Origin of the sequence: Ensifer sp. CCNWLY38 (genome assembly GCF_037120565.1) — a bacterium.
GTDB classification, from domain to species: Bacteria; Pseudomonadota; Alphaproteobacteria; order Rhizobiales; family Rhizobiaceae; genus Ensifer; species Ensifer adhaerens_H.
Genome location: NZ_JBBBBO010000012.1, coordinates 264,187 through 275,473 on the forward strand (window position 1 = coordinate 264,187; position 11,287 = coordinate 275,473).

Genomic DNA, 11,287 nt, shown 5'->3' on the forward strand with positions numbered 1-11,287 from the left:
TCTACGACATGGCTGAAACTCTCGCCGAGGCGGTCTCCCGCCGCCGCACATTTGCGATTATCGCCCACCCGGACGCCGGTAAGACCACGCTCACCGAAAAGTTGCTGCTGTTCGGCGGCGCCATCCAGCTCGCCGGCGAGGTCAAGGCCAAGAAGGATCGGATCCAGACCCGTTCGGACTGGATGAAGATCGAGCGCGAGCGCGGCATCTCGGTCGTCACCTCGGTGATGACCTTCGAATATGGCGGCAACGTCTTCAACATTCTCGATACGCCCGGTCACGAAGACTTCGCCGACGACACCTACCGCACGCTGACGGCGGTCGATGCCGCGGTCATGGTCATCGACGCCGCCAAGGGTATCGAGCCACGCACGCTGAAGCTTTTCGAAGTCTGCCGCATGCGCGACATCCCGATCATCACCTTCGTCAACAAGATGGACCGCGAAAGCCGCGATCCCTTCGAGATCCTGGACGAGGTCGAGGAAAAGCTGGCGCTCGACTGCGCGCCGGTAACCTGGCCGATCGGGCGCTCGAAAACCTTCTGCGGCTCCTACAATCTCGCCCACAACACCGTTCGCGGTTCCGACACACAGGAAATCCCGACCAAGGTCAACGGGCCGGAAATGGCTTCCCACCGCCTGCCCGAGAACGAGCGCGACGCCTTCACCGACGAGCTGACGCTGGCGATCGAGGCCTGCAAGCCCTTCGACAAGAAGGCGTTTCTCGAAGGTCACCTGACGCCGGTCTTTTTCGGTTCGGCGCTGCGCAACTTCGGTGTGCGCGACCTCATCAACGCGCTCGGCGAAATCGCGCCGCCGCCGCGCGACCAGGTGGCGGACATCCGCACGGTGCACGCGACCGACGACAAGATGACGGCCTTCGTCTTCAAGATCCAGGCCAACATGGACCCAAACCATCGCGACCGCATCGCCTTTGCCCGCGTCTGCTCCGGCAAGCTGGAGCGCGGCATGAAGGCGCGCCTGTCGCGCACCGGCAAGCAGCTGGGCCTCAGCGCCCCGCAGTTCTTCTTCGCGTCGCAGCGCCAGCTCGCCGACACCGCCTATGCCGGCGACGTCGTCGGCATCCCGAACCACGGCACGCTTAGGATCGGCGACACGCTGACCGAAGGTGAACTATTGGTGTTCCAGGGCGTTCCGAACTTTTCGCCGGAAATCCTGCGCCGCGTGCGTCTGGAAGACGCAATGAAGGCGAAGAAGCTGAAGGAAGCCCTGCAGCAGATGGCGGAAGAGGGCGTCGTGCAGCTCTTCTCGCCGGAAGACGGCTCGCCGGCAATCGTCGGCGTCGTCGGCGCGCTGCAGCTCGACGTGTTGAAGGAACGCCTCAGCGCCGAATACGGCCTGCCGGTTTCGTTCGAAATGTCGCGCTTCTCGGTCTGCCGCTGGATTTCGGCCGATCAGCCTGCCGAACTCGACAAGTTCGTCACGGCCCGTCGCGGCGATATCGCCCGCGATCTCGACGGCGACCCGGTGTTCCTGGCGCAGGACAGCTTCTCGCTGCGCTACGAGGCGGAACGCTACCCGGCGATCAATATGGTTGCGATCAAGGAATATCACGTCGCCAAGGCGGCCTGATTGTTTTCTCGCACGGCCGGCGCCTAAGCGTCGGCCGGCTTCCGGCGCCTGCCGCGCCGTGTCGGAACGACTTCCCTAAATCGAAAAATCGAAACGCGGTGACGAGCGATCGAGCATTGCCATGCTCGGGCGAACGCCCCAGGCTGCGACGATCGCCTCCGAAAGCGCAGTCATCAAACGCGCGACGTCCTCTCGTGCCGTCTCGTGCAGGGCTTCGGCGACGATCAGCGCACGCGCCGTCTGCGGCCGGATCGCCGAATGGCCGCTCTGCCGGTTGGTCCAGCGCCGGGCATGCGCCCGCCCTGCGACGTCCGCGAAGATCACCTCGCCAGGCTCCGGGTTTTCCGTTTCTCCTGCGAAGGTCAAGTAGGTCTCGCCGCCGAGCGCCCGGCGGACATGCAAAAAATTGCTTACGCGTGAGAGGTCGAAGACCGCGATGGGAATCGCGAAAGCGAGCGAGACGGCGTTGCAGAGATCGATCAGCGGGTGGATCGCCGGCAGGCTGCCTTCCTTCCGGAAACGCCTGAGCAGCGCCTCGGAGGCGGAGCGATATTGCGTCGGCTTCAGCCCCATCCTGGCAAAGGTTCGGCGCCATGCCTGGATTTCCGGCAGATCGCTTTCCGATCCGGCGCCCAGGCGGTCCTCTGCGATCGCCTGGAAGCGGCGAACCTGGTCCTCGGCCGAAACATCGCTGCGTACGTTGTCGATGAAGAGTGCGCCGGCGTAGAGCTCCGGGAAGTCGCGCCAGATATCGTCTGCGTGTTGGAAGTGCATGGAGGCCCTCGGATTAGATGCGTTCATTCTGGCTCAAGCCTTCCCTGCCCGAAAGGCGCGCGCTGTCTTTCGGCTGGCGCGGATCTGGGGCACGGTCAGGCCAAGTACGGCGGCAAGCACGCAGCCGGTCCCAAGCAACTGATGGGTGCCGACCGGTTCGCCGAGCAGAAGAAAGGCAAAGAGCACGGCCGAGACTGGCGCGAGCGCCGTGAAGACGGAAGCCTCGGTACCGCTCACCCGTGCGGAGCCGGCATACCAGAGCACGAAACCGGCCACCGTCGGAATGAGCGCATAGTAGAGAACCGCAACGATCGCGCTCTCGTCGATCTTTGCGGTCGAAGGTGCCTCGAAGAGGGCGGGGATGAGAGCGACCGCAAAGCCGAGGCCGGCCATCAGCGTCGAAAGGGCAAGCGGAGAGATCGCCGCCTTCACGCGTTTGTTGAGAAGGATGAACAGGCCCTCGCAGATGACGGCGCCAAAGATGAGCGCGATGCCGAGCGGCGAGTGCGCGGCGCTATCTCCGGGCTTGAAGACGATGGCCAGCACGCCGGCAGCGGCAAGCGCGATCGCCACAATCATCCGGCGGTCGGGGCGCTCGCCGAGCAGCAGAATGGCGATGGCGGCGGAAACGATCGGCAGGGTCCCGATCACCACGCCTGCGTCGGTTGCCGCGGTCCGGCTCAGGCCGGCGATCAGCAGGGTGGTGTAGCCGACGCTACCGGCACCCGCCTGGGCGATGAGGATCAGCCAGTCGCGCCGCCCGAGTCTTGGCCACTGTGTTTTGGTCAATCGCATCAGCAGCAGGAAGACCGGGAAGGCGATGGCGAAGCGCATGGCCGTCGCGGTGAAGGGGGCGAGACCGGCAGCGATGATCTTGCTGGCGATCACCGTGCTGCCGACGAGGATCATCGCCAGCGACAGATGGAGATAGCCCTGAAATTTTTCCGACATGTCCGTTCTCCGTTGCAGTGCCGCGCTTGTCGATGCGCAGGTTGAGCAATGCGCCGGAGGGGGAGGCGGGTCTTGAACGGAATTGCGGGTGTTACTTTCTGGCCTCGGCATAGGTGCCGGGCGAGAGGCCATATTTGCTGACGAAGACGCGCGTCATGTGGCTCTGGTCGGCGAAGCCCGCCGCGAATGCGGCTTCCGCCAGTGGCGTGCCCTCGCCGATCAGGCGGCGGGCAAGATCGATGCGGCGCTGGACGATATAGGCGTGCGGCGTCAGGCCGACCGCTCTCGCGAAGTTGCGCACCAGCTGGAAGCGGCTGAGCTTTGCTTCGACGGCGAGGTCGGTAAGCGTGATCGTCGCCGTCGGATCGTCGTCGATCATCGTTTTTGCAGCGGTGACGGTTGCCGGTCTTTCGTGGTGCTGGGGCCTGCCGGTGGTGAGAACGCTCGCAAGCAACAACAGAAGCCGCTCCTCCTGGCGGATTGTCTCGTCGGGCGCCCTGGGGTCTGTAATCGCAGCGAAAAGCGCGCGGAACTGGTTTGCCGCTTCCGCATCGTTAAAGGCCGGTGAGGCAAATTCTCCAGCGTCCGCGCGGCCCTGGCTGATATCTTCGGCGGCGCTGGCGATGACGGAAGGATCGAAATAGAGCATGCGCCAGGAACGGCCGGCGTCACCGATCGGCGCGCCGTCATGCACCTCGCCGGGGTTGACGGTGATCATGTCGCCGGCGCCGGCCTCGACCATGCCGCGGCCGCTGAGCGACTTCTGGGCGCCCTGGTAGATGAGGCCGATGCCGAACTGGTCGTGGGTATGGCGGGCGAAGGAATGGCGCGTTTCCGCCTCCACCGCGTCAATGCCCGCGGTCGCGCTGCGCAGCATCCTGAATTGACCCTTTGCCATACGCGCGCCGATCCTTTTGCTCCCACGTCTTTTACATCGTCCGACCGCATCCCGCCATCGTCCTGAACCTCGCCCAATCGATTGGCGATTTGCGTGAATATTGTGCAGTTAATACAAATGTCAAAACATTAGGCAAATCTAGTTGCGAAAAATGCTGCGCTGCATCATGATCGGCTCATGACAAACCGGGACCTCACCATTCTCGTGATCGACGAGAACGCCATCCGCGCCTCGATCATCGAGGAGGGGTTGCATGAGGCCGGCCATCGCAAGGTCACGGTCATCCATGAAGTCCAGGGCATGGTCCGCACCATCGAGACGCTGCGGCCCGATGTCATCGTCATCGATATCGAAAACCCCAATCGCGACATGATGGAGCATCTGTTCCAGCTCACCCGCACCGTCGGACGGCCGATCGCCATGTTCGTCGACCGCTCCGATACGGCGTCGATAGAGGCGGCGGTGGAGGCGGGCGTCTCCGCCTATGTGGTCGACGGGCTGAAGAAGGAACGCGTCAAACCGATCCTCGACATGGCCGTCAGCCGCTTTAATGCCTTCAGCCGGCTGCAGCGCGAGCTCGCCGATGCGAAATCGGCGCTGGAAGAGCGAAAGGTGATCGAGCGCGCCAAGGGCATCCTGATGAAGATGCGCGGGCTCTCGGAGGACGAGGCCTTCGCACTGCTGCGCCAGACGGCGATGAACGAAAAGAAGAAGATGTCGGAGATCGCGCAGAGCGTGGTGACGGCCGCGGGCCTGCTGATGTGAGAGCGCGGTTTCCGATGCTGTCGGAAGGAGACACCGGAGTGAACATCATGACGACCATCGACAATTCGCGACCCGGCGCGGCGGTGGGCGACGGGCTGCCGGCGCCGGTGAGACTGGGCGGCGAGGGGGCACGGACGATCCGCGCCGGCTTTATTCCGCTGGTCGATGCCGCCGTGCTGATCGTGGCGGCGGAACTTGGCTTCGCTCGCAAGGAGGGGCTGACGCTCGATCTCGTCAAGGATGTCTCCTGGGCCAATGTGCGCGACCGCCTCGCCTTTCGTCAGTTCGATATCGCCCACATGCTCTCGCCGATGCCGGTGGCCGCCATGCTCGGCCTCGGCTCCAATCCGTCGCCGACGATCGCCCCTTTTTCGCTCGGGCGCGGCGGTAATGCGATCACGCTTTCCAACCGGCTCTTCGCCCGCATGCGGGAGGAAGACGCCCTTGGCGAAGTAGAGGATGCGCTCGCCCATGCGCGTGCGCTCGCCGCGGTGCTTGCCCGCATGCGCCAAAGCGGCGAGGCGGCGCCAAGGCTCGGCGTCACCTATCCTTTCTCCTCGCACAATTACGAGGTCCGCTATTGGCTGGCGGCGGGAGGCATCGATCCGGACCGCGACGTCAAGCTTGTGGTGGTACCGCCGCCGCTGACCTCGGATGCCCTTGCCGCCGGCGCCATCGATGGTTTCTGCGTCGGCGCGCCCTGGAACATGGTGGCCTCCGAGCGTGGGCTCGGGCGCATCGTCGCCGCCAAGCAGGACATTTGGCCATTGGCGCCGGAAAAGGTGATCGGCATGCGGCCGGAGTGGGCGGACAGCAATGCCGAGACCGTATCGCGCCTGCTCGTGGCGCTCGACCAGGCGGCGCGCTGGTGTGATGAGCCGGACAATCGCGGCACGCTTGCCGAACTGCTTGCCGCCCCCCGTTACATCGGTGCCCCGGTCGAAATCATCCGCCGGGTTCTCGCCGGAGAGTTCGCCATCGATGCGGCCGGCAACAGGCGAGTGATCGACGACTACTTCGTTTTTCATCGCGACCACGCCAACTACCCTCGTCCCGTCCAGGCACTGTGGATCTACAGCCAGATGGCGCGCTGGGGGCAAGTGCGGCTATCGCCCGAGATGCAGGCGCTGGCGGCTGCCGCCTATCGCCCCGACCTCTATCGCCAGGCGCTCGGCGGGGCCGCCGCTCCCGCCGCTCCCGCTATTCGTGTCGAAGGCGAGAGGCCGGGCGAACGCTTCATGGATGGGCACGTTTTCGATCCCGCAGATATCGAGGCCTATGTTCGCACTTTCCCCGTTCGCGCTTTGGCGGAGAGCGTTTCGGTCGAGCAGGAGGGTTGAGGATGGCGCACCATGTTTGTGCAGAGTCCCGATGCGGAATATGTGCACCGCACAATAATTCAGCAGAGTCTACAATAGGCGCATTTATGGGCATCGCATCCAAATTCGGAAATTACGGTTTGAATTCAAATCACTAAGGGTCGCGCCGACGAACTGGCACGGCCCTTGCTTTTCTAGAAATGCTTCGGTCAACGGCGATCGAAGCGAACTCAAACGCCAGATCGCGTTTGCCGAAGACACCGACGTCGCAAGGTTTTGTTCCCGAGGATTCCTCCCGATCCCGGACGCAATCACCGAGCGGCGTTTTTTTATTTCCGGTTTTACCCGGCTGAGAGCAGAGGAACCTGCGCATGACCAAGTTTTCGACCGGTGGTCTCACCCGCCGAAGCCTGCTGAAGACCACGGCAACGGCCGCCCTGTTCGGCGCGGTGAAGTCGGCGTTCCCATCCGGCGCCTTTGCGCAAAGCTCCGGTCCGGAAACCACCAAGGCCGTGCTCGGCTTCATTGCGCTCACCGACTCGGCACCGCTGATCATCGCCAAGGAGAAGGGCCTCTTCGAAAAATACGGCATGACCGAAGTGGAGGTGGTCAAGCAGGCCTCCTGGGGCACGACGCGCGACAACCTGGTGCTCGGCTCCGCCGGCGCCGGCATCGATGGCGCACATATCCTGACGCCGATGCCCTATCTGATTTCGACGGGCAAGGTCACTCAGAACAACCAGCCGCTGCCGATGGCGATCCTTGCGCGCCTCAACCTCGATGCCCAGGCGATCTCGGTCGGCCAGGCCTATGCCGATCTCAAGGTCGGTATCGATGCCTCGGTACTGAAGGAAGCCTTTGCCAGGAAGAAGGCCGAAGGTGCCGCCGCCAAGGTGGCCATGACCTTCCCCGGCGGCACCCACGATCTCTGGATCCGCTACTGGCTCGCCGCCGGTGGCATTGATCCCGATAGCGATGTTGAAACCATCGTCGTGCCGCCGCCGCAGATGGTCGCCAACATGAAGGTCGGCACCATGGACTGTTTCTGCGTCGGCGAGCCCTGGAACGAGCAACTCGTCAACCAGAAGATCGGCTACACCGCCGTCAACACCGCCGAAATCTGGAACGAACATCCGGAAAAGTCCTTCGCCATGCGCGCCGACTGGGTGGAGAAGAATCCGCGTGCTGCCAAGGCGCTTACCATGGCGATCCAGGAGGCGGCGCAATGGTGCGACGACATGGCGAACAAGGACGAACTGGCGAAGATCGTCGGCAAGCGCAGCTGGTTCAATGTGCCGCCGAAGGACATCGTTGATCGCCTCAAGGGCGAGTACGACTACGGCAATGGCAAGGTCGTCGAACAAAGCCCGCACTTCATGAAGTTCTGGCGCGATCATGCCTCCTATCCGTTCCAGAGCCACGATACCTGGTTCCTCACCGAGAATATCCGCTGGGGCAAGTTTGCGCCCGATACCGACGTCAAGGCGCTCGTCGCCAAGGTCAATCGCGAGGACATCTGGCGTGAGGCCGCCAAGGATCTGGGTGTGACCGACGTGCCGGCATCCACCTCGCGTGGCGTCGAAAAGTTCTTCGACGGCAAGATCTTCGATCCCGCGGATCCGCAAGCCTACCTCAAGAGCCTTTCGATCTCGCGCGTCGCCTGAGCCATTGCCGATGCTGGCCGGCCGCCAGCATTCGCTTTCGAATACCAAGGAGAACGGCATGACCGTCACCAACCTCAAACTCAAGGGCCCGTCGGCGCCGCGACCTGCCGCGCGCGTGATCGCCTTTACCCGCTCGGCGAAACCCGGAAGCAGTCGTCCGCTGCTCGAAAGGCTCGCTGCCGGTGCCGCGAACATAGCGCCGCTCATCGTCACGCTGTCGCTGATCCTCATCACCTGGCAGGTCGTCTGTTCGGCGCCCGATTCCAGCCTGCCGTCGCCGACCCGGGTGCTGGAGGAAAGCTGGGAGTTGATCGCTCATCCCTTCTATATCGGCCAGGGCGTCGACCAGGGGCTCTTCTGGCACATCGCGGCGAGCCTTCAGCGAGTCGCGGTCGGCTATGCGCTCGCGGCCGTCGTCGGCATCGCGCTCGGCGCGCTGGTTGGCCAGAGCCAGCTTGCCATGCGCGGGCTCGATCCGATCTTCCAGGTACTGCGCACTGTGCCGCCGCTTGCATGGCTGCCTTTGTCGCTGGCTGCTTTCCAAGACGGCAACCCCTCGGCGATCTTCGTGATCTTTATCACCGCCATCTGGCCGATCATCATCAATACCGCTGTCGGCATCCGCAACATCCCGCAGGATTATCAGAACGTCGCGAGGGTGCTGCGCCTCAATGCTTTTGAGTACTTTTCGAAGATCATGCTGCCGGCCGCCGCCCCCTACATCTTCACGGGCCTGCGCATCGGCATCGGCCTCTCCTGGCTGGCGATCGTCGCGGCTGAAATGCTGATCGGCGGCGTCGGCATCGGTTTCTTCATCTGGGACGCTTGGAACTCCTCGCTGATCAGCGACATCATCGTCGCGCTGATCTATGTCGGCATCGTCGGTTTCCTGCTCGATCGCCTCATCGCCCTCGTCGGCCGCGTTGTCACCCGCGGCACCGCAACCGCTTGAGAGAGGGGAAAGCCATGACCAAGAGCTATCTTTCGCTGGAACTGATCGACAAGAGTTTTGAACGCGGCGGCGTGCGCACAGAAGTGCTGAAACAGGTGTCGCTCTCTGTGGACAGGGGCGAGTTCATCTCGATCATCGGCCATTCCGGTTGCGGCAAGTCGACTTTGCTCAACATCGTCGCCGGGCTGACGCTGGCGACCACCGGCGTCGTGCTGCTCGATGGCCGCGTTGCCGACGAGCCGGGGCCGGATCGCGCCGTCGTCTTCCAGAACCACTCGTTGCTGCCCTGGCTGACCGTCTACGAGAACGTCCGCCTCGGCGTCGACAAGGTCTTCTCGCGCACCAAGAGCAAGGCCGAGCGTCACGACTGGACGATGCGCAATCTTGAACTCGTGCAGATGGCGCATGCGACAGACAAGCGCCCGTCCGAAATCTCCGGCGGCATGAAGCAGCGCGTCGGCATCGCCCGGGCGCTTGCCATGGAGCCGAAGGTGTTGCTGCTCGACGAGCCTTTCGGTGCGCTCGACGCGCTGACCCGCGCGCATCTGCAGGACCAGGTGATGCAGATCCACGCCGAACTCGGCAACACGGTGCTGATGATCACCCACGATGTCGACGAGGCGGTGCTGCTCTCCGATCGCATCGTCATGATGACCAATGGCCCATCGGCCCGCATCGGCGAAATCCTTGATGTGCCGCTCGCCCGACCGCGCCGCCGCATCGAGCTTGCCGGTGATCGAACCTACCTCAAATGCCGCGAAGCCGTGCTCAAGTTCCTCTACGAGCGCCACCGCTTCGTCGAAGCTGCGGAGTGATCCCATGGCCGAACACACCACTGAAAAGCTCGTGATCGTCGGCAACGGCATGGCGCCGGGTCGCATGCTGGAAGAACTCTTCGAGAAGGCCTCGGGCCGATACGCGGTGACGATCTTCAACGCCGAGCCGCGCGTCAACTACGACCGCATCATGCTGTCGCCGGTGCTTTCGGGCGAGAAGGATTACGAGCAGATCATCATCCACGGCGACGGATGGTACATCAAGCACGACATCACGCTCTACAAGGGCCACAAGATCATCGCCATCGACCGTGACGCCAAGACCGTCACCTCCGACCACGGCGTCACCGAGAGTTATGACAAGCTGGTGATCGCGACCGGTTCGGTGCCCTTCATCATTCCGGTACCGGGCAAGGACCTGCGCGGTGTCATCACCTATCGCGATCTCGACGATGTGCAGGCGATGCTGCTTGCGGCCCAGTCGCGCGAAAAGGCTGTCGTCATCGGCGGTGGTCTTCTCGGCCTCGAAGCGGCAGCCGGCCTCAATGCACGCGGCATGGATGTCACCGTCCTGCACGTCATGCCGACTCTGATGGAGCGGCAGCTCGACCCGTCCGCCGGCTACCTGCTGCAGAGGGCGGTCGAAGAGCGTGGCATCAAGGTCATCACCAAGGCGAATACCAAGCGGATCGTCGGCGAGGAGAAAGTCGAGGGCATTGAACTCGACGACGGCCGGATCATCCCGGCGACACTGGTCGTGATGGCGGTCGGCATCCGACCGAATGTCGGCCTTGCCAAGGAGGCGGGGCTTGCCACCAACCGCGGCATCGTCGTCGACGCCGGTATGCAGACGTCCGATGGGCACATCATGGCGCTCGGCGAATGCGCCGAGGTCGGCGGCATGGTCTATGGCCTGGTGGCGCCGCTGTATGAGATGGCCCGGGTTGCCGCGCGTCACCTGGCCGGCGATCGCAGCGCCGCCTTTGTCCATGCCGATACGCCGACGAAACTGAAGGTGACCGGCATCAACCTCTATTCGGTCGGCGATTTCGCCGACGGCGACGGACGCGAGGAGATCGTCCTTCGTGACGCCACCGCCGGCATTTACAAGCGGCTGGTGCTCAAGGAGAACCGCATCATCGGCACGGTGCTCTACGGAGAGACCGGCGACGGCGCCTGGTTCAACGATCTGATGAAGCGTGGCACCGACATTACCGAAATGCGCGACACGCTGATCTTTGGCCAGGCCTATCAGGGAGGGTCCCCGCTGGACCCTATGGCGGCCGTTGCAGCCTTGCCGGATGATGCGGAAATCTGCGGCTGCAACGGCGTCTGCAAGGGTAAAATCGTCTCGACGATCGGGGCCAAGAGCCTGACCTCGCTCGACGACGTGCGCGCCCATACCAAGGCGTCCGCTTCCTGCGGCTCCTGCACCGGCCTCGTCGAGCAATTGATGTCGCTGACGCTTGGCGACAGCTACAATCCCGCCGCCGTCCAGCCGATGTGCGCCTGCACCGAGCTCGGCCATGACGACGTGCGCCGGCTGATCAAGGCCAAGGGGCTGAAGACCATTCCGGCCGTGATGCAGGAGCTGGA

10 protein-coding genes are annotated in these 11,287 nt (G+C 63.5%); 7 read left to right on the forward strand and 3 right to left on the reverse strand.

Translation table 11 applies throughout. From position 1 onward, the window contains the following. Positions 1-8: 8 nt before the first annotated feature. Positions 9-1,592 (forward strand): peptide chain release factor 3, encoded by a 1,584-nt coding sequence (locus V7S54_RS25040; RefSeq protein ID WP_336408964.1) that lies wholly within the window; start codon positions 9-11, stop codon positions 1,590-1,592. Positions 1,593-1,667: 75 nt separating this feature from the next. Here V7S54_RS25040 and V7S54_RS25045 read toward each other — a convergent pair whose 3' ends face one another. The 3 genes from V7S54_RS25045 to V7S54_RS25055 all read right to left on the reverse strand — a co-directional run bounded on the left by V7S54_RS25045 (position 1,668) and on the right by V7S54_RS25055 (position 4,215). Beyond that, the gene (locus V7S54_RS25045; protein ID WP_065372167.1) at positions 1,668-2,366 is read right to left on the reverse strand and encodes a B3/B4 domain-containing protein; all 699 of its coding nucleotides are present in this window, start codon (positions 2,364-2,366) and stop codon (positions 1,668-1,670) included. A gap of 33 nt (positions 2,367-2,399) precedes the next feature. Further along, entirely contained in the window at positions 2,400-3,317 is a 918-nt protein-coding gene (locus tag V7S54_RS25050) for a DMT family transporter (RefSeq protein ID WP_065372168.1), read from the reverse strand. 91 nt (positions 3,318-3,408) lie between these two features. Beyond that, the gene (locus V7S54_RS25055) at positions 3,409-4,215 is read right to left on the reverse strand and encodes an AraC family transcriptional regulator (protein WP_065372169.1); all 807 of its coding nucleotides are present in this window, start codon (positions 4,213-4,215) and stop codon (positions 3,409-3,411) included. Positions 4,216-4,392: 177 nt separating this feature from the next. Here V7S54_RS25055 and V7S54_RS25060 point away from each other — a divergent pair, with 177 nt between their 5' ends. The 6 genes from V7S54_RS25060 to V7S54_RS25085 all read left to right on the forward strand — a co-directional run. Then, positions 4,393-4,980: an ANTAR domain-containing response regulator gene (locus tag V7S54_RS25060; protein WP_065372170.1), complete on the forward strand. Its 588-nt coding sequence runs from the start codon at positions 4,393-4,395 to the stop codon at positions 4,978-4,980. 38 nt (positions 4,981-5,018) lie between these two features. After that, positions 5,019-6,320: a CmpA/NrtA family ABC transporter substrate-binding protein gene (locus V7S54_RS25065; RefSeq protein WP_419178139.1), complete on the forward strand. Its 1,302-nt coding sequence runs from the start codon at positions 5,019-5,021 to the stop codon at positions 6,318-6,320. Between the two features lie 350 nt (positions 6,321-6,670). Further along, complete coding sequence (locus tag V7S54_RS25070; protein WP_065372171.1) at positions 6,671-7,963, forward strand: CmpA/NrtA family ABC transporter substrate-binding protein; 1,293 nt, start codon at positions 6,671-6,673, stop codon at positions 7,961-7,963. A 58-nt stretch (positions 7,964-8,021) separates the two neighbouring features. Next, on the forward strand, positions 8,022-8,915 hold the full coding sequence (gene ntrB, locus V7S54_RS25075; RefSeq protein WP_083203454.1) for a nitrate ABC transporter permease: 894 nt from the start codon (positions 8,022-8,024) through the stop codon (positions 8,913-8,915). 14 nt (positions 8,916-8,929) lie between these two features. Next, the gene (locus V7S54_RS25080) at positions 8,930-9,730 is read left to right on the forward strand and encodes an ABC transporter ATP-binding protein (RefSeq protein ID WP_057247949.1); all 801 of its coding nucleotides are present in this window, start codon (positions 8,930-8,932) and stop codon (positions 9,728-9,730) included. A gap of 4 nt (positions 9,731-9,734) precedes the next feature. After that, on the forward strand, positions 9,735-11,287 hold a 1,553-nt coding region (locus V7S54_RS25085; protein ID WP_336408963.1), incomplete at its 3' end, for an NAD(P)/FAD-dependent oxidoreductase.